Genomic DNA, 17,049 nt, shown 5'->3' on the forward strand with positions numbered 1-17,049 from the left:
ACCGAGATGCCGACGTTGATGGCCGGGCGGACACCGGCGTTGAACAGGTCGGTCTCGAGGAAGCACTGCCCGTCGGTGATGGAGATGACGTTGGTCGGGATGTAGGCCGACACGTCGTTGCCCTTGGTCTCGATGATCGGCAGGCCGGTCATCGAACCGCCGCCCATGTCGTCGGACAGCTTCGCGCAGCGCTCGAGCAACCGGCTGTGCAGGTAGAACACGTCGCCGGGGTACGCCTCGCGGCCCGGCGGGCGGCGCAGCAGCAACGACACGGCGCGGTAGGCCTCGGCCTGCTTGGTGAGGTCGTCGAACACGATCAGCACGTGCATGCCCTGATACATCCAGTGCTGGCCGATCGCCGAGCCGGTGTACGGGGCGAGGTACTTGAAGCCCGCGGAGTCCGACGCCGGCGCGGCGACGATGGTCGTGTACTCCATCGCGTCGGCCTCTTCGAGCGTGTTGCGCGCCGCGGCGATCGTCGAACCCTTCTGCCCGATCGCCACGTAGATGCAGCGCACCTGCTTCTTCGGGTCGCCGGACTGCCAGTTGTCCCGCTGGTTGATGATCGCGTCCAGACACACCGTGGTCTTGCCGGTCTGTCGGTCACCGATGATCAGCTGACGCTGGCCGCGGCCGATCGCGGTCATGGCGTCGATGGCCTTGATGCCGGTCAGCAGCGGCTCGCGCACCTCCTGGCGCTGGACGACCGACGGTGCCTGCAGCTCGAGCGCGCGGCGCTCGTCGGATTCGATGTCGCCCTGGCCGTCGATCGGCTGCCCGAGTGGGTTCACGACGCGGCCCAGGTAGCTGTCGCCGACCGGCACCGAGAGGATGTCGCCGGTGCGCTTGACCGACTGGCCCTCCTCGATGCCGTCGGCCTCACCGAGGATGACGACACCCATGTCGCGCACGTCGAGGTTCAGGGCGATACCGAGCACGCCGCCCTCGAACTCGAGCAGCTCGTTCGCCATCGCGCTGGGCAGGCCCTCGACGCGGGCGATGCCGTCACCGGTCTCGGCGACGACGCCGACCTCCTCGCGCGACGCCTCGGGCGAGTAGGACGAGACGTAGCCCTCGATAGCGCTACGGATCTCGTCGGCGGAGATCGTCAGCTCAGCCATGTTGTGTCCTCAATCTCGGTGTTCGGTAGTTCGGTTCACGGCGGCCACGTGGGCCGTCAGTTCGATTGTCCGCCGATGGTGCTACGAGCTTGCGCGAGGCGGGTGGCGATGCTGCCGTCGATGACCTCGTCACCGACGCGCACGACCAGCCCGCCGCGCACCTCGGGGTCCACCGCGGTGCGCACGCTGATGGTGCGGCCGTACATGTCGGTCAGCGCGGCCTCGAGCCGCTGCTGCTGCGCGTCGGTCAGAGCCACCGCGGAAACGACTCGCGCGATGGAGCGCTCCTGGCGCACGGCGGCTTTGTCGAGCAGGTCGTCGACGGCGAGCAGCACCGAGCGCTTGCGGGTGCTCGCCACCGCGTGGTGCAGCAGCGCGAGCGTGACCGCGTTGACCTTCTCGCTCAGCAGCTCGTCCAGCAGTGCGTTGCGGCGATCGGCATCGGCGACGGCGTCGTCGAGCAGCGCGACGGCGCTGGACTCGCTCTGCATGATCCGCTCGAAGCGGAACAGCTCGTCCTCGACGGTGTCGAGCTTGCGGTCCTTCTCGGCGGCCGCGAACAGCGCTTCGTCGCCGGCGTCCTCGAGCGCGTCGGTGAGATCCCACGGCGTTGACCAGCGCAGCCCGACCGCGGTGGTGGCGAGGGTCAGTGTGTGCTTCTCGACCTTGCCGGACAGCAGCTGCTCGAGCAGGTCCGAGCGCCGTTGCGCGGACGCAGCCGGGTCGCCGAGTGTGCGGCGCAGCCGCGGCTGGCGCACGAGCAGGTCGGCGATCGCGTACAGCTCGCCGGACAGTGTCGTCAGCGTCGCGGCGGAGATCCGGCCGCCGAAGACCTCGCGCTCCTTGTCGAGCAGCGCGTCCAGCGACTGCCGACTGGCGGATCGCATCATGTGCTGGCCCCGCTTCCTGGCCGGCGTGCCGCTTCGATGTCGTCGAGGAACGAGTCGACGGTCGCCGACAGCTGCTCGCGCTCGGCAAGGCGTTGCTCGACGATGCGCTCGGACAGCTCCACGGCGAGGGTGCCGATCTCGGCACGCAGATCACGCACCAGCGCCGAGCGCTGGCTGTTCAACTGCTCGTCGCCGCGAGCCACAATGCGCTGGTATTCCTCCTCGGCCGCGGCCTTCTGGTCCTCCACGGTGCGCTGCGCCTCGGCGCGCGCGCTCTCGCGGATCTGCGCCGCCTCGGTGCGGGCCTCGGTCACCGCGTTCTGGTACGCGCGCTCGGCCTCGCCCAGGCGCCGCCTGGCCTCCTCGGCCTCGTCGACCTGCTTGCCCACCTCGACCTGACGTTTCGCCAGCGGGCCGCGGATCCGCGGCCAGATGTAGCGGGCGATGATGAAGATGATCAGGATGAAGGCGACGAACTCGGAGATGTAGACGCTCACGTGTCGGCTCCGGTGCGCGCGTGGTCGTCGGCGGCCAGCCCGGCCAGGAAGGAATCCACCGTGGCGGTCACGTCGGCCTCCTCGGACAGCTTCTGGTTGACGATCTTCTCCGACAGCTCGACGGCGATCACGCCGATCCCGGCACGCAGGTCACGCAGGATGGCGTCGCGCTGGCCGGCAAGCTGTTCCTCGCCGCGCGCGACGATCTGGTTGTACTCCCGCTGGGCCGCAGCACGCCGGTCGTCGACCGTGCGCTGGGCCTCTGCGCGCGCGCTCTCCCTGATCTCGGCAGCCTCGCCGCGCGCCTCCTGCAGTGCTTCCCGATAGGCGCGCTGGGCACCCACCAGTTGCCTGCGGGCCTCGTCGTTGTCCTCGATCTGCTTGCGGACCATCCGGCGCCGGGCCTCGAGCGGCCCTTGCACCCGCGGGAGGATCAAGCGCGCGATGATCGCCAGAATGATCAGGAACAGGATGAACTCGACGATGAACGTCGCGTTCGGGATGAGGAAGTTGTTCGCGGCGACGACTGTGACTGCAGTGTCAGCCATCGAGGATCAGCCCGCCCCCAGGACGAACGCGAACAGCGCTGCGAAGGCGAGGTTGATGAAGTACGTGCCCTCGACCAGACCGACGGTCAGGAAGAACAGCGTCTGCAGCTGGCTCTGCGCTTCCGGCTGACGCGCTACGCCGGAGATCAGCGAGCTACCGGCGATGCCGTCACCGATACCGGCGCCGATCGCACCGCCGCCGAGGGCGAGGCCACCACCGACGAGGCCACCGACGATCTCAATATTTCCCGAAATACCTGCCATTACCCCTACTCCGTGTCGTGTCGTGTCGAACGAGCGGCGCCGGATTCGCCCGGCGCAACTGGTGTCCCCCGTGATGTGGTCAGTGCGCACCCTCCTGCTCATGAGGTGCCACGGAACCCATGTAGATGATCGTCAGCAGCGCGAAGATGAACGCCTGGATGATCCCGATGAACGAGTCGAACAGCTTCCACAGGATCTGTGGCGCCCAGAGGATGTAGACCGGCAGGGCGGCGAGCAGCGCGACCATGACCGTACCGGCGAAGATGTTGCCGAAGAGTCGCAGCGCCAGCGTGAGCGGGCGCATGATCTCCTCGATGACCCGCAGCGGCGTCATGACCCGCGGCTTCGCGACGATGTGCGCGTAGTAGCCGCGGAACCCGTTCTTCCTGATGCCGGTGACGTGCATGGTGCCGATGACGATCAGCGCAAGCGCGTAGGTGAGGTTGACGTCCGAGGCGGGTGGCGGCGCGTACTCGGGGTGGTGTCCCGTCGGGACGATGGCGATCAGGTTCGCGATGAGGATGAACACGAACAATGTGACCGCGAACGGCACGACCCACGGTGCCGTCCGGATGCCCAGCGAGCTCTCGACCTGCGCCTCGACCTGGTCGACGATCGTCTCGAAGGTCAACTGCAGCTTGGTCGGCTTCTCGACGCTGGACTTGCGGGCGATCAGGACACCGAGCAGCACGATGATCGCGCCGGCGATCAGCGTGGACGTGATGGTGTCGCCATTGAGCGTCAGCCCGAAGACGTGCCAGTTGATGTGCTCGCCGGGCGTGATCGAGATGGCCGACGTGGTGGTGCTCATGGGGTGGGTCGCAGACTGCGGAAGAGCGGCAGCGCGGCGCCGACCAGCATCAGCGCCTGGAACAGCGCCAGCCCGATGAAGATCGCCAGGCCGTCCGGACGGAAGATCAGACCGACCACGACCGCGATGACCGTGGTGCCGCCGAGGCGCATCATGACGCTGCCGTTGAACTTGCCCTTGCTGACCCCACCGGTCGCCCGGGCGATGACCGACTTCTGCAGCACCCAGTTGTTACCCGCGCCGAGCGCCATGCCGACGGCGCCGAGGATGCCGGCCAGTGGGTGGCCGACCAGCGCGGACACCACGATCGCGACAATGCTCAGCAGCACGCTGATGCGCACCGCGCGGCGCAGGTTCGCGACCGCGGAGACGGGCGTGTAGACCATCGGCTCCAACGGGCTTTGCACTCCAGTCATCTGGTCATCAACTCTCGAAACTTGGACACGGTGTAGGCGACTGCTGCGACGATGCCGACGAACAGGCCGATGAGCAGGAACACGGGCGCGGTTCCGGCCAGCGAATCGACGAGCAGTCCGAGCAGGAGCCCGACGGCGAGCTGACCGGCGATGGCGGCGCCCATGCCGAGGTAGGTCGACCATTCGGCCGGCCCCGGCGACTCGGCGGGCACCGCGCGCAGCCTAGACGGCCGCGATCCGCGGACCGGATTCACTCATGGCTGCTCCTCGGCACGACGTCGACGGGCGGTCGTCGCCTCGATCGCATGGTGGACGACGGCTCGGCGACGAGTTGCGCTGCCTGCCTGGATCCACATGTACCGGGGCGACTCAGACACCCTACCCGGACGCTGAGCCGGTGCTGAATCGGGCCCTAGGCGCTCGTCAGGGGCGCGGACTCAGACTCTTCGCGCGCGATCTTCGCTGCGGCGCGCCGCGATTGCGGGGCACGACAGAAACGCCCAGTCCCACCACGACGAGCACCACCACGACGGTCAGGACGAGTTCGCCGCCGAGGTCGAAGGACAGGCCGACGACCGCACCGAAGGCGAGCAGCGCAGACCAGAAGTACAACAGCAGCACCGCGCGCCGGTGGGTGTGCCCGAGCTCGAGCAACCGGTGGTGCAGGTGCTGCTTGTCCGGCGCGAACGGCGAGCGGCCCTTACCCACCCGGCGCACGACCGCGAGCACGAGATCGATGAACGGCAGCGCGAGCACCAGGATCGGGATGAGCAGCGGGAGCAGCAGCGAAAGCAGCCCCGCGGCGTGCTCGTAGACCGCGGCGTTGCTCGTGGACGTCGCGGTCGTCGTCGCGGCGGACAGCACGAGGCCCAGCACCATCGAGCCGGAGTCGCCCATGAAGACGCGCGCCGGGAAGAAGTTGTGCGGCAGGAAGCCGACGCATGCGCCGACCAGCGCTGCCGCGAGCAGCGTCGCCGGCGACACGAGGTCGGCGAATCCGCTCTTGCCGAGGTGGTAGGAGTACAGGAAGAACGCACCCGCCGCGATGATGGTGACCCCGGTGGCCAGGCCGTCGAGTCCGTCGATGAAGTTCAGCGCGTTGATCACCACGACGGTGAACAGGATCGTGACCGGCACCCCGAGGTCGCGACCCAGCAGGAACGTGCCGGTGTCGCCCCACGGCACGTAGACCTCGACGATCTGCACGCCGCCGAGCGTGACCATGAGACCGGTCGCGAGCACCTGTCCGGCGAGCTTCGTCAGCGAGTCGAGCTCGTACCGGTCGTCGAGCATCCCGAGCGCACAGATGATGCCCGCTGCGCCGACCACCCACAGCATGTTCGGTCCGGCGGCGAACGACTCGTGCAAGGTGGGCAACCGGCCGGCGACGAAGATCGCGAGCGCAAATCCGGCGAACAGCGCGACGCCGCCGAGTCGTGGAGTGGCCACGGCGTGCACGTCGCGGTCGCGCGGGCGCGCGACCGCCCGCCAGCGGATCGCCATCCGGCGCGCAACCGGCGTGAGCAGGTAGGTCGAGGTCGCGGCGACGAGCGCCACGAGCAGGTATTCGAAGGTGGGATGCCTCATCCGCCGGCACCGGGCGCCGAGATGTCCGGCACGATCTCGCGCAGCTCGTCGACGCTGATGGCGCCGGCGCGCAGGACCTGCGGCACGTCCTCGGTCACGTCGACGATCGTCGAGGCGACCCCGCCACTGACCTGCCCGTCTTCGAGGTACACCGCGACGTCGTCGCCGAGCTGGGCGCGTGCCTCGGCGGCCGTCTGCGCGGGCGGACTACCGTGCCGGTTCGCGCTCGAAACCGCCATCGGGCCGGTCTTTTCGAGCAGTTCGATCGCGACGGGGTGCAGCGGCATGCGGATCGCGACGGTGCCCCGGGCGTCGCCGAGGTCCCAGGTCAGCGACGGGGCGTGCCGGACGACGATCGTCAGCCCGCCGGGCCAGAACGCCTCGATGAGCGCGCGCGTGCGCCCGTCGACCGCGGTCACCAGGCCGTCGATCGTCCACCAGGAGCCGACGAGCACCGGGACCGGGAAATCGCGCCCGCGGCCCTTGGCCTGCAGCAGGTCACGAACTGCGCCGGCGTCGAACGCGTCCGCGCCGAGCCCGTAGACCGTGTCGGTCGGCAGGACGACGAGCTCACCGGTGGAGACGCTGTGCGCCGCCGTCTCGATGGCGTCGACGCGGACGTCCGGGTCGCCGCACTCGAAGAACAGTGCCACGCGCGACATCCTGCCTCACGTACGTGTGGCGGTCGCGTAGCGCGGGCGTCCAGCGAGGTCGAGGTTGTCCGTGACGTCGACGAATGCGCCGTGCGCGCGCAGCAGTGCCGGCACCGACTCGGCGTGTGTTTCGTCGTGTTCCACGGCCAGCACCCCCCCGGAATGCAGCAGTTCAGCGGCACGTGCGATGACCGTCGACATGAGGTCGAGACCTTCCGGGCCGGCGAAGACCGCCTCGGGCGGGTCGAAGCGCACCTCGGCGCCGACCTCGGTGGCCGCCGGCACGTAGGGCGGGTTGCACACCACGGCGTCCACGCCGGCGCGCAGGCCGGCCAGCGCGTCCGCGTCCGCGACGTCGGCACCGACGACCTCGACACGCGTCTGCGCGGTGTTGCGGGTCAGCCAGTCCAGGGCGGAGCCGGGTCGCTCGAGTGCCACCACCCGCGCGCCGGGTACCTCGTCGGCCAGCGCGAGGGCCAGCGCGCCGCTGCCCGAGCACAGGTCGACGGCCACCGGCTCGGCGGCTGCGCGCAGCGTCGGCAGCACGGCGTCGACGAGCAGTTCGGTCTCCGGTCGCGGCACGAACACGCCCGCGCCGACCGGCACCACGACGTGCCGGAATGCGGCGTCGCCGACCACGTGCTGCAGCGGTTCGCGGGCCGTCCGCCGAGCCACGAGGCGCTCGAACTCCGCACGCTGCCCGTCGGTGATGGGCTGGGCCGGCAGCAGCCGACCGCGCGGGATGCCCAGTACGTGGGCCAGCAGCAGTTCGGCGTCGAGTACTGCGGTGTCGATCCCGGCATGCGCAAGCGACGTGCCGCCGACGAAGAGTGCGTCGCGGACGAGTTCGCTCATCCGTCGGTGTCCGCGCCGGCGAGTAGTGCCTCGGTGTCGGCGCGTTGCAGCGCCGCGATGACGTCGTCCAGCGCACCGTCGAGCACCTGGTCCAGGTTGTACGCCTTGAATCCGACGCGGTGGTCACTGATCCGGTTCTCCGGGAAGTTGTAGGTGCGCACCCGCTCGGAGCGGTCGACGGTGCGGACCTGCGAACGCCGCGCGTCCGACGCCTCGGCGGCCGCTGCCTCCTGGGCGGCGGCGAGCAGCCGGGCGCGCAGCACACGCATGCCGGCCTCGCGGTTCTGCAGCTGGCTCTTCTCGTTCTGCATGCTGACGACGGTGCCGGTCGGTACGTGCGTGATGCGCACGGCCGAGTCGGTGGTGTTGACGCTCTGCCCGCCGGGCCCGGACGAGCGGTAGACGTCGATGCGCAGGTCGTTGGGGTCGATGTCGACGTCGACCTCCTCGGCCTCCGGCAGCGCGAGCACGCCGGCCGCGGAGGTGTGGATGCGGCCCTGCGACTCGGTGGCCGGGACGCGCTGCACGCGGTGCACGCCGCCCTCGTACTTCAGCTGCGACCACACCGCGTGCTCGCCTTTGCGGGCGCGGACCGCGAGCGTCGCCGACTTGATGCCGCCGAGCTCGGTGGGCTCGGCATCGAGCATCTCGACGGCCCAGCCCTGGCGTTCGGCGTAACGCTGGTACATCCGCAGCAGGTCGCCGGCGAACAACGCCGACTCGTCGCCGCCCTCACCGGCCTTGACCTCGAGGATGACGTCCTTGCCGTCGTCGGGGTCGCGGGGCAGCAGCAGTTGCCGCAGCCGCCCCTCGAGCCCGTCGATGCGCTGCTCGAGACTGCGTGCCTCCTCGGCGAACGACGCGTCCTCGGTGGCGAGCTCACGCGCCGCATCGAGGTCGCTGCGCGCGGCGTCGAGTTCGTCGGCCGCGGCCTTGACCGGGGCGAGTTCGGCGAACCGCCGACCCAGCGTGCGAGCCCGGCCGGCGTCGGCGTGCACCGCGGGATCGGCCAGCGCGTGCTCGACCTCGCCGTACTCGGCCAACAGCTCGTGCAGGCGACCGGGTGTCTCGCTCATCGCCGTGCGTCCTCTCTGCGGCCGGTCGGACATGACAACGGCGCCCGACCCGTAGCGGGTCGGGCGCCGTCGGAACAGCTAGCTGTTGCGGACGCGCTTGCCGTAGCGCTTCTCGAACTTGTCGACGCGGCCACCGATGTCCATGATCTTCTGCTTGCCCGTGTAGAACGGGTGGCAGGCCGAGCAGACATCGGCGTGCAGCTGACCGGTCTTCGAGGTGCTGCGCGTGGTGAACGTGTTGCCACACGAACACGTGACCTCGGTGACGACGTAGTCGGGGTGAATTCCCTGCTTCATCTCTGGTTCCCTTCGCCCACGGGAATGCGGGCTGCTGTGGCCCCGGGTCGCCGACCGCCTGTGCGGCGGTGACGTGAACCGGAACCGGGTGGTTGTGCTCGGCGCGCGGCTCGCGGCGCCGACCGTCCAGTCTGCCAGTCGGGACCGGCCGGACCAAACATGCATCCCAACCTGCGTGAGCGCCCCGATGTTCCCATTCTGCAAACGCTTTCAACGTCGCTATTGCCACAAACCGCCCGCGGGTCGTAGCGTGCCTGTGATCGACGCCACATGTGAGTGCTGTGACTGATGTGACGTCCCTCGGCAGCCGTCGGAAGAGGGAGACGCACTTGTGAGCGTTGAGCTGGATAGGCGAGACCCCGCGGGATCGGCCGTGCGGCGGCGCCCACAGCGGCGGCGGCGGCGCCTGGCCGCCGTCCTCCCGCTGCTCCTGCTGGCCGGCGGCCTGAGCGCGTGCAGCAGCAGCGGCTCGAGCAAGACGCCGACGATCACCTTCTACAACCAGCCGAGCAGCGACACGGCGCAGGACGCCGCCATCGCCCTGTGCAACAAGCAGGCCCACGGCGCGTACAAGATCGAGTTCGTCAAGCTGCCGTCTGCAGCGGACGGCCAACGTCAGCAGTTGGTGCGCAGGCTCGCCGCCAAGGACTCCTCCATCGACCTGATGGGCCTGGACGTCACCTGGGAAGCGGAGTTCTGGGGTGCCGGCTGGATCAGCGAATGGACCGGCGCGAACAAGCAGGCGATCACGAAGGACGCGTTGACCGCTCCCCTGGCCACTGCGACCGTCGACGGGCACCTCGTCGCCGCGCCGTTCACCTCGAACATCCAGTTGCTCTGGTACCGCAAGGACCTCGTCCCCACGCCGCCCAAGACCTGGGCCGAGATGATCGCGATGTCGAAGAAGCTCGCGGCGCAGGGCAAGCCGTCGTTCGTGGAGGAGCAGGGCGCGCAGTACGAGGGCCTGACGGTATGGTTCAACTCGCTGGTGGCCAGCGCCGGCGGCAGCATCCTCAACGCCAAGGGCACCGCCCCCACGCTCGGTGCTCCCGCCGTGCAGGCCGCGAAGGTCATGAAGGAGGTGGCCACTGCCAAGGGCGTCGCGGACCCGTCGCTGTCGGTGAACATGGAGGACCAGGGCCGCCTCGCGATGGAGGCGGGCTCAGCAGCATTCGAGATCAACTACCCGTACGTCTGGCCGTCGATGCAGGCCGACAAGCCGAAGGTCAAGACCTACAACGGCAAATCCCTGCTCGACAACTTCGCGTGGGCGCCGATCCCGAGCGTCACCGCGGGCAAGGCCGGTAAGTCGTCCATCGGCGGTATCGACGTCGCGGTCAGCAAGTACTCGAGGCACAAGAGTCAGGACTTCGCCGCGGCGAAGTGCCTGGTCTCCACGGCAAGCCAGGAGATCCTCGCCAACCAGGGCGGCCTGCCGCCGGTCGGCCGCTCGCTGTACGAGAACCCGCCGAAGGACTTCGCCAAGGCGTACCCGTTCTACAAGCTGATCGAGCAGCAACTTGCCATCGGCGCCGTCCGGCCCAGGACCGCCGCCTACCAGAGCGTGTCCATCGTCATCTCGCACACCCTGTCGCCGCCGGGCAGCATCAGCCCGAAGTCGTCGATCGCCTCGTTGAAATCGCAGATCGAGGATGCATTGCACTCGAAGGGACTGATCCCGTGAGCCAGGCGACCGACACCGCCCAGGACACACCCCCGGCGCATCACCGGCAGGACGAGGGTGGCCGCCGCAAGCGCGCACCGCTGAGCGAAGGTGCCAAGGCCGAGCGCAAACTCGGTTGGTTGCTGTGCGCGCCGTCCGTGATCGTGATGGTCGCAGTCACCGCGTACCCGATCGTGTACGCCATCTACCTGTCGCTCAAGCGCTACGACCTACGGTTCCCGCAGGCGTCCAAGTTCATCGGGTTCGCCAACTACGCCACGGTGCTGGGCTCGTCCCAGTGGTGGCGTTGGATAGCAACGACGCTGGTCATTCTGATCATCTCGGTCGCCATCGAGTTCGTCCTCGGCATGCTGATCGCGTTGCTGATGCACCGCACGATCTACACGCGCGGCGCGGTACGCACCGCGGTGTTGATCCCCTACGGCATCGTCACGGTCGTCGCCGCGTACTCCTGGCAGTACGCCTGGACGCCGGGCACGGGGTACTTCGCCTCGATCCTGCCCGGCGGAAGCGCCCCGCTGACGCATACCTACGAGTCGGTCGCGATCATCATCTTGTCCGAGATCTGGAAGGCGACGCCGTTCATGGCGCTGCTCCTGCTGGCCGGCCTGTCCCTGGTCCCGGACGACCTGCTCAACGCGGCACGGGTCGACGGGGCCACGGCGTGGCAGCGCTTCACCAAGGTGACCCTGCCACTGATGAAACCGGCCATCCTCGTGGCGGTGCTGTTCCGCTCGCTGGACGCGTTCCGGATCTTCGACAACATCTACATCCTCACCGGCGGCACCAACAACACCGCGTCGGTGTCGATCGGCGCTTACGACAACCTGTTCACCGCGCTGAACCTCGGCGTCGGATCGGCACTCTCAGTGTTGATCTTCATCGCCACCGCGATCATCGCGTTCCTGTTCATCAAGGGGTTCGGTGCCGCCGCACCCGGATCGGATCTGGACTGACATGGCAGCACTGGAGGCGAGCGCCGGGAAGAAGACCGGCTGGGGTGTGGCAAACGTCGTCGCGATCGCGTGGGCGATCTTCCCTGTGTGGTGGCTGGTCTCGCTGTCGTTCAAGGCCCCAGCCGACATCGGCACCGACGGCGGCAGCTTCTGGCCTGTGCACTGGACGTGGCAGAACTACTCCGGCGTGCTCAAGACATCGGCGTTCATCCGGCCGCTGATCAACTCGATCGGCATCGCACTGATCTCGACGTTCATCGCCGTGGTGCTCGCCTCGATGGCCGCCTACGCGGTGGCGCGGCTGCGGTTCCCGGGCAAGGGCGTGCTGATCGGGATGTCGCTGCTGATCGCGATGTTCCCGCAGATCTCGTTGGTCAGCCCGCTGTTCAACCTCTGGCGCACGCTCGGGCTTTTCGACACCTGGCCGGGGCTGATCATCCCTTACATGACCTTCGCGCTGCCGCTCGCGATCTACACGCTGTCGGCGTTCTTCCGCGAGATCCCGTGGGATCTGGAGAAGGCGGCGCAGGTCGACGGCGCCACGCCGTTCCAGGCGTTCCGTCGGGTCATCGCGCCGCTCGCCGCGCCAGGCATGGTCACGACCGCGATCCTGGTGTTCATCGTGTGCTGGAACGACTTCCTGATCGCCATCTCGCTGACGTCCACCAACGCGTCCCGCACGGTGCCCGCGGCCCTGGCCTTCTTCACCGGCAACTCGCAGTTCCAGCAGCCCATCGGCTCCATCGCGGCCGCGGCCGTGATCATCACCATCCCGATCATCTTGTTCGTGCTGTTCTTCCAGCGCCGCATCGTCGCTGGCCTCACTTCCGGCGCTGTGAAGGGTTAGGCAACCATGGCCGAGATCGTGCTCGACAACATCACCAAGCGCTACCCGGACGGCGCGCTCGCCGTCGACAAGGTGAACATGGAGATCGCCGACGGCGAATTCGTGATCCTGGTCGGTCCGTCCGGCTGCGGGAAGTCGACGACGCTGAACATGATCGCCGGCCTGGAGGACATCAGCGACGGCGAGTTGCGCATCGGCGGCCGAGTCGTCAACAACATGGCGCCCAAGGACCGCGACATCGCGATGGTCTTCCAGAGCTATGCGCTCTATCCGCACATGACGGTGCGCGAGAACATGGCGTTCGCGTTGAAGCTCGCAAAGCGCTCGCAGAGCGAGATCGACGAGAAGGTCAACGAGGCCGCGCGGGTGCTCGACCTCACCCAGCACCTGGACCGCAAGCCGGCCAACCTGTCCGGCGGTCAGCGGCAGCGGGTCGCCATGGGCCGCGCCATCGTGCGCGACCCGTCGGCATTCCTCATGGACGAGCCGTTGTCCAACCTCGACGCCAAGCTGCGCGTGCAGATGCGCACCGAGGTGGCCCGGCTGCAGCGCCGGCTCGGCACCACGATGGTGTACGTGACGCACGACCAGACCGAGGCCATGACCCTCGGCGACCGCGTCGCCGTGCTGCGCGGGGGCGTGCTGCAACAACTCGGCACACCGGCCGAGCTGTACAACAACCCGGTCAACCTGTTCGTCGCGGGGTTCATCGGCTCGCCGGCGATGAACTTCCTGCCGGCGACGCTCGAACAGGGCGAGCTGCGCACGCCGCTCGGCACGATGCCGCTCACCGACGAGCTGCGCCGACGGCTCGAAGAACGCGACGCGAAGCGCGACATGCTGCTCGGCATCCGGCCGGAGAACTTCGAGGACGCGGAGCTCGTCTCTGCGGAGAACAGGGAACACGGCATCACCTTCGACACCACGATCGACGTCGTCGAATCGATGGGTTCGGACAACTTCGTGTTCTTCAGTCTCGACGTCGGCGGCGGGGTCAACAGCAAAGAGCTGGAGGAGCTCGCGCAGGACTCCGGGCGCGCCGACACCGGCGGCACCAGCGAGCAGATCGTGGCGCGGCTCGATGCGGCGTCCGGCGTGAAGGAAGGTGCGCCGGCCAAGCTCTGGGCGGACACCCGCAGCATTCACCTGTTCGACCCCGCCAGCGGCGAGAACCTGGCCCTCGCCGCGCGCTGACGCGCAGTCAGCGCAGGTCGCGGCGCGCGCGCAGCCGCTCGATCACGTCGTCGGTCCAGTCGTGCGTGCGGATGAGCCGGTACCGCTCGCTCGCCACCGCCATGTAGGCCTCGGCGTCGGTGCGGGCGCCGAGCAGGTCGGCCTCGCGCAGCATGTGCACGACCGGCTCGTACTCCTCGACGAACCAGCGGCGCGCGATCTCGGCGCGGTCGAGGAAGGCACCCTCGGCCTGCATGGCCCGGAAACCCCACGCCTCGACGTTCTCGCCGAGCTCGGCGTAGCTCCACGGCTCGGTGACCCGGATCTGCGCGAGCTGTTCGCGCGACAAAGGCACCCGCGCCCGGAACATCCGCTCGTAGTCCTTGGTCAACAGATCGCCTCGGCGGCGGATGCCCTGCGCCGGCACCGCGGTGACGACCTCGGTGACGTAGGCGTCGATCGTCTGCCGGTGTTGGGCCAGCGCGATGGACACCCGATGATGGCCGTCCTTGACGAAGTACAGCTCGCCGATCTTGTAGACGTCGATCGGCGGGATGGACTCGCCGCGCGCCTGCGCCAGAGCCAGGCGCTCCCACCGGGCACGCACCCGTCCGGTGGTCGGCCGGAACCGGCGGTCGAAATCGCGGGTGGAGTCGACCGACCCGACGACACGCTTGAGCTTGATGGTCCGCAGCCCCAGGTAGTGCTCGCCGCGGTTGCCCAGCGCTGCCACGACCTCGTCGAACGGCAGGATCAGGTTGACGTCGTCGGGCTCACGGCGCAGCCGGTGCGCGAGCTTGGACAGCACCTGGCGCCGGCGCATCCGCAGGAAATCGTTCTCCACGTCCGCGCGCGGGAAGCCGGTCGGGAAGCTCATCGCCGCACCTGCACTGCCGGCTCCCCCAGGCGATCTTCCGCCGTCGGGACGTCGAACACGTGCCGGCCCACGACATTGCGCACGGTCGTGGGCCCGAGCGGGAGGTCGCCCGGCCGGTCGCCGTACGGGTGCACGTGCCCGTGCAGGAGCAACGGCGTGCGCAACCTCCCGATCAGCCTCGCGAGGCAGTCGAAGCCGCGGTGCGGCGGGTCGTCGGCGTCGCCGACGCCACGCGGGGGCGCGTGCGTCAGCAACAGGTCGACACCGCGGCCGTCGCGGCGTCGACGCCACGTGGCGCGCCGCGCGAGCCGGCCGGCCCGCCGGCGCTGCTCGCCCTGCGTGTACTGATTCGGCCCCGCGCTGTAACGCGGGCAACCACCCAGCCCGGCGATGCGCAGGCCGCCGACGTCGACCACCCGACCGTCGGCGTTCACCGCGCCCGGCGGCCACGGCGGCGTGGCCGGCAGCCCGGCACGCAGCGTGAGGCCGGCTCGGGAGGTGCGGAAGCCGCGCACCGACGGGTCGTGGTTGCCGGGGACGAACACCAGCGGGACGTCGAGGGCGTCCATCAGCGCACGCAGGTAGTCGAACGGCAGGTCTCCGCAGGCCACGACGATATCGACGTCACCCGCCCGGCGCGGGTCGGCACGCAGCGCTTCGTCGACCTCGTCGGCGACCGCCAGCACCCGCATCACGACGCCGGCGTCATCAGCTCGGCCGCACGTCGAGACCCACTCGGCGCAGGTCTGCCTCGACGCGGTAGATCTCCGCCCGGCTGACGGGGCGCCCGGCCGGCGGTAGCACGTCGAGCCGACCGCAGGCCGCGGTCAGCGCATCGAGGTAAGCGGCACGCGTCGCGACGCACCGTTGGTTCTTCGCGGGCAGGTCGTCGGCGTTCTCGGTGCGGTCCAGCAGGTCGTGCAGCCGCCGCACGTCGTGCGCGATCGATTCCAGGGGCCGCGGCGGTGCATGGGGCCGACGCGCCTCGAACCGAGCGACCACGCGCCGGCCGAGAACGCATGCGCAGCCGATACCGGTCGGGATCAGGCAGGCGAGCACCAGTCCGATGGCCGCCCCGGCGCTCATACCGTCCAGTCTGAGCGCGGCCCACGCGCGCCGCAAGGACGCGCGTAGCCGTGCTGTTACTGATCCTGGCCCGGCGTCGTCTTCGCGATGTTGACCAGGAACTCGTAATTCGTCCGCGTCTTGCGCAGCCGGTCGAGCAGCAGCTCGATGGCCTGCTGCCCCTCGAGCGCGTGCAGCACCCGGCGCAGCTTGATCGTGACCGCGTACTCGTCCGGCGACAACAGGATCTCTTCCTTGCGCGTCGAGGACTGGTCGACGTCGATCGCCGGGAAGATCCGCTTGTCGGCGATCTTGCGGTCGAGCTTGAGCTCGGCGTTGCCGGTGCCCTTGTACTCCTCGAAGAACACGGTGTCGCCGGCCGAACCGGTCTCCACCAGCGCGGTAGCGATGATCGTCAGCGAGCCGCCGTCCTCGATGTTGCGCGCCGCGCCGAGGAACCGCTTCGGCTGGTACAGCGCCGTCGAGTCGACACCACCGGACAGGATGCGCCCGCTGGCCGGGGCACCGAGGTTGTACGCGCGGCCCAGGCGGGTGATCGAGTCGAGCAGCACGACGACGTCGTGACCCATCTCGACGAGCCGCTTGGCCCGCTCGATCGACAGCTCCGCGACCGTGATGTGGTCCTGCGGGCGGCGATCGAAGGTCGAGGCGATGACCTCGCCCTTGACCGAGCGCTGCATGTCGGTGACTTCCTCGGGGCGCTCGTCGATGAGCACCACCATGAGGTGCGCCTCGGGGTTGTTCGAGGTGACCGCGTTGGCGATGGACTGCAGCACCATCGTCTTACCGGCCTTCGGCGGCGAGACGATCAGCGCGCGCTGGCCCTTGCCGATCGGCATCACGAGGTCGATGACGCGCGTCGTGAGGATGTGCGGCTCGGTCTCCAGGCGCAGCCGCTCCTGCGGGTACAGCGGCGTCAGCTTGGTGAACTCCGGACGGCTACGCGCCTCCTCCGGCGCCCGGCCGTTGACCGTGTCCAGCCGGACGAGCGGGTTGTACTTCTCCCGGCGCTCACCCTCGCGGGGCTGACGGACGGTGCCGGTGACAGCGTCGCCACGACGCAGGCCGAACCGGCGCACGAACGAGTTCGCGACGTAGACGTCGTCGGAACTGGCGAAGAAACCCTCGACCCGGACGAACCAGGCGTTCTTGTCCTCGATCGCATCGACGATGCCCGCGACGGGGATGAGGACGTCGTCCTCGTTGACCGTCGGCTCGGCGTCGTTGCCGCCGCCGCCCTGCTGGGTGCCGCCCTGCCGGTTGCGGCCGCGGCGGTCACGATAGCGACGGCCGCGGCGGCGACCGCCGTCGAAGTCGTCGTCGTCGTCGCGACGGGTGGTCTGGTTCTGGCCGGCCTGCTGGTTCTGGCCGCCTTGCTGGTTCTGGCCGCCTTGCTGGTTCTGGCCGCCTT

The 17,049-nt window shown here is 69.0% G+C and carries 21 protein-coding genes; 4 read left to right on the top strand and 17 right to left on the bottom strand.

All coding sequences use genetic code 11. From position 1 onward, the window contains the following. The 13 genes from atpA to rpmE form a co-directional block, all read right to left on the bottom strand. Positions 1–1,121, bottom strand: a 1,121-nt coding sequence (gene atpA, locus ACFFCN_RS15745) for a F0F1 ATP synthase subunit alpha (RefSeq protein ID WP_375493143.1), incomplete at its 3' end; no start/stop codon positions are given. Positions 1,122–1,177: 56 nt separating this feature from the next. Further along, positions 1,178–2,011: a F0F1 ATP synthase subunit delta gene (locus ACFFCN_RS15750; protein ID WP_375493145.1), complete on the bottom strand. Its 834-nt coding sequence runs from the start codon at positions 2,009–2,011 to the stop codon at positions 1,178–1,180. Then, on the bottom strand, positions 2,008–2,508 hold the full coding sequence (gene atpF, locus ACFFCN_RS15755; RefSeq protein WP_375493146.1) for a F0F1 ATP synthase subunit B: 501 nt from the start codon (positions 2,506–2,508) through the stop codon (positions 2,008–2,010). Before atpF ends, ACFFCN_RS15750 begins: the two co-directional genes overlap by 4 nt. After that, complete coding sequence (locus tag ACFFCN_RS15760; protein ID WP_375493148.1) at positions 2,505–3,056, bottom strand: F0F1 ATP synthase subunit B; 552 nt, start codon at positions 3,054–3,056, stop codon at positions 2,505–2,507. The genes atpF and ACFFCN_RS15760 overlap by 4 nt, the downstream gene beginning before the upstream one ends. A gap of 6 nt (positions 3,057–3,062) precedes the next feature. Next, the gene (gene atpE / locus ACFFCN_RS15765) at positions 3,063–3,320 is read right to left on the bottom strand and encodes an ATP synthase F0 subunit C (protein WP_375493150.1); all 258 of its coding nucleotides are present in this window, start codon (positions 3,318–3,320) and stop codon (positions 3,063–3,065) included. A 79-nt stretch (positions 3,321–3,399) separates the two neighbouring features. Next, the gene (gene atpB, locus ACFFCN_RS15770; protein WP_375493151.1) at positions 3,400–4,131 is read right to left on the bottom strand and encodes a F0F1 ATP synthase subunit A; all 732 of its coding nucleotides are present in this window, start codon (positions 4,129–4,131) and stop codon (positions 3,400–3,402) included. Beyond that, positions 4,128–4,547, bottom strand: coding sequence for a hypothetical protein (locus tag ACFFCN_RS15775; RefSeq protein WP_375493153.1), 420 nt, complete (start codon positions 4,545–4,547; stop codon positions 4,128–4,130). The genes atpB and ACFFCN_RS15775 overlap by 4 nt, the downstream gene beginning before the upstream one ends. Beyond that, positions 4,544–4,759 carry an AtpZ/AtpI family protein gene (locus ACFFCN_RS15780; RefSeq protein WP_375493155.1) on the bottom strand — a complete coding sequence of 72 codons (216 nt, stop codon included), beginning with the start codon at positions 4,757–4,759 and terminating at the stop codon, positions 4,544–4,546. Before ACFFCN_RS15780 ends, ACFFCN_RS15775 begins: the two co-directional genes overlap by 4 nt. A gap of 211 nt (positions 4,760–4,970) precedes the next feature. Next, the gene (locus tag ACFFCN_RS15785; protein ID WP_375493156.1) at positions 4,971–6,134 is read right to left on the bottom strand and encodes a glycosyltransferase family 4 protein; all 1,164 of its coding nucleotides are present in this window, start codon (positions 6,132–6,134) and stop codon (positions 4,971–4,973) included. Then, the gene (locus ACFFCN_RS15790; protein ID WP_375493157.1) at positions 6,131–6,787 is read right to left on the bottom strand and encodes an L-threonylcarbamoyladenylate synthase; all 657 of its coding nucleotides are present in this window, start codon (positions 6,785–6,787) and stop codon (positions 6,131–6,133) included. Before ACFFCN_RS15790 ends, ACFFCN_RS15785 begins: the two co-directional genes overlap by 4 nt. Positions 6,788–6,802: 15 nt before the next feature. Beyond that, complete coding sequence (gene prmC, locus ACFFCN_RS15795) at positions 6,803–7,642, bottom strand: peptide chain release factor N(5)-glutamine methyltransferase (RefSeq protein WP_375493159.1); 840 nt, start codon at positions 7,640–7,642, stop codon at positions 6,803–6,805. Continuing rightward, complete coding sequence (prfA, locus tag ACFFCN_RS15800) at positions 7,639–8,718, bottom strand: peptide chain release factor 1 (protein ID WP_375493161.1); 1,080 nt, start codon at positions 8,716–8,718, stop codon at positions 7,639–7,641. The genes prmC and prfA overlap by 4 nt, the downstream gene beginning before the upstream one ends. A 78-nt stretch (positions 8,719–8,796) precedes the next feature. After that, positions 8,797–9,015, bottom strand: a complete 219-nt coding sequence (rpmE, locus tag ACFFCN_RS15805) for a 50S ribosomal protein L31 (RefSeq protein ID WP_375493162.1) — start codon at positions 9,013–9,015, stop codon at positions 8,797–8,799. 373 nt (positions 9,016–9,388) lie between these two features. Here rpmE and ACFFCN_RS15810 point away from each other — a divergent pair, with 373 nt between their 5' ends. Genes ACFFCN_RS15810 through ACFFCN_RS15825 form a run of 4 tightly spaced genes read left to right on the top strand, consistent with a single transcriptional unit; the run spans position 9,389 to position 13,696 of the window. Next, the gene (locus tag ACFFCN_RS15810) at positions 9,389–10,699 is read left to right on the top strand and encodes an ABC transporter substrate-binding protein (protein WP_375493163.1); all 1,311 of its coding nucleotides are present in this window, start codon (positions 9,389–9,391) and stop codon (positions 10,697–10,699) included. After that, positions 10,696–11,655: a carbohydrate ABC transporter permease gene (locus ACFFCN_RS15815; protein WP_375493164.1), complete on the top strand. Its 960-nt coding sequence runs from the start codon at positions 10,696–10,698 to the stop codon at positions 11,653–11,655. Before ACFFCN_RS15810 ends, ACFFCN_RS15815 begins: the two co-directional genes overlap by 4 nt. A 1-nt stretch (position 11,656) precedes the next feature. Then, positions 11,657–12,502: a carbohydrate ABC transporter permease gene (locus ACFFCN_RS15820; protein ID WP_375493166.1), complete on the top strand. Its 846-nt coding sequence runs from the start codon at positions 11,657–11,659 to the stop codon at positions 12,500–12,502. Between the two features lie 6 nt (positions 12,503–12,508). Next, positions 12,509–13,696: an ABC transporter ATP-binding protein gene (locus ACFFCN_RS15825; RefSeq protein WP_375493168.1), complete on the top strand. Its 1,188-nt coding sequence runs from the start codon at positions 12,509–12,511 to the stop codon at positions 13,694–13,696. Positions 13,697–13,703: 7 nt separating this feature from the next. On the opposite strand, the gene ACFFCN_RS15830 is transcribed toward ACFFCN_RS15825, so the two are convergent. From ACFFCN_RS15830 to rho, 4 genes are all read right to left on the bottom strand, one after another. Then, positions 13,704–14,552 carry a chromosome partitioning protein ParB gene (locus ACFFCN_RS15830; protein ID WP_375493169.1) on the bottom strand — a complete coding sequence of 283 codons (849 nt, stop codon included), beginning with the start codon at positions 14,550–14,552 and terminating at the stop codon, positions 13,704–13,706. After that, on the bottom strand, positions 14,549–15,244 hold the full coding sequence (locus ACFFCN_RS15835) for a metallophosphoesterase (RefSeq protein ID WP_375493174.1): 696 nt from the start codon (positions 15,242–15,244) through the stop codon (positions 14,549–14,551). The genes ACFFCN_RS15830 and ACFFCN_RS15835 overlap by 4 nt, the downstream gene beginning before the upstream one ends. Positions 15,245–15,260: 16 nt before the next feature. Continuing rightward, positions 15,261–15,638, bottom strand: a complete 378-nt coding sequence (locus ACFFCN_RS15840; RefSeq protein ID WP_375493171.1) for a hypothetical protein — start codon at positions 15,636–15,638, stop codon at positions 15,261–15,263. Between the two features lie 56 nt (positions 15,639–15,694). Beyond that, positions 15,695–17,049: transcription termination factor Rho (gene rho / locus ACFFCN_RS15845; RefSeq protein ID WP_375493172.1), on the bottom strand; the 1,355-nt coding region annotated here is incomplete at its 5' end.

The organism is uncultured Jatrophihabitans sp., from assembly GCF_964246335.1.
GTDB lineage: Bacteria > Actinomycetota > Actinomycetes > Mycobacteriales > Jatrophihabitantaceae > Jatrophihabitans.

Coding starts and splice junctions, on each gene's coding strand:
- ACFFCN_RS15830 (WP_375493169.1), bottom strand. CDS start 14,552: ATGAGCTTCCCGACCGGCTTCCCGCGCGCGGACGTGGAGAACGATTTC.
- ACFFCN_RS15835 (WP_375493174.1), bottom strand. CDS start 15,244: ATGCGGGTGCTGGCGGTCGCCGACGAGGTCGACGAAGCGCTGCGTGCC.
- ACFFCN_RS15775 (WP_375493153.1), bottom strand. CDS start 4,547: ATGACTGGAGTGCAAAGCCCGTTGGAGCCGATGGTCTACACGCCCGTC.
- ACFFCN_RS15760 (WP_375493148.1), bottom strand. CDS start 3,056: ATGGCTGACACTGCAGTCACAGTCGTCGCCGCGAACAACTTCCTCATC.
- atpB (WP_375493151.1), bottom strand. CDS start 4,131: ATGAGCACCACCACGTCGGCCATCTCGATCACGCCCGGCGAGCACATC.
- rpmE (WP_375493162.1), bottom strand. CDS start 9,015: ATGAAGCAGGGAATTCACCCCGACTACGTCGTCACCGAGGTCACGTGT.
- atpE (WP_375493150.1), bottom strand. CDS start 3,320: ATGGCAGGTATTTCGGGAAATATTGAGATCGTCGGTGGCCTCGTCGGT.
- ACFFCN_RS15825 (WP_375493168.1), top strand. CDS start 12,509: ATGGCCGAGATCGTGCTCGACAACATCACCAAGCGCTACCCGGACGGC.
- ACFFCN_RS15750 (WP_375493145.1), bottom strand. CDS start 2,011: ATGATGCGATCCGCCAGTCGGCAGTCGCTGGACGCGCTGCTCGACAAG.
- prmC (WP_375493159.1), bottom strand. CDS start 7,642: ATGAGCGAACTCGTCCGCGACGCACTCTTCGTCGGCGGCACGTCGCTT.
- prfA (WP_375493161.1), bottom strand. CDS start 8,718: ATGAGCGAGACACCCGGTCGCCTGCACGAGCTGTTGGCCGAGTACGGC.
- ACFFCN_RS15820 (WP_375493166.1), top strand. CDS start 11,657: ATGGCAGCACTGGAGGCGAGCGCCGGGAAGAAGACCGGCTGGGGTGTG.
- ACFFCN_RS15840 (WP_375493171.1), bottom strand. CDS start 15,638: ATGAGCGCCGGGGCGGCCATCGGACTGGTGCTCGCCTGCCTGATCCCG.
- ACFFCN_RS15785 (WP_375493156.1), bottom strand. CDS start 6,134: ATGAGGCATCCCACCTTCGAATACCTGCTCGTGGCGCTCGTCGCCGCG.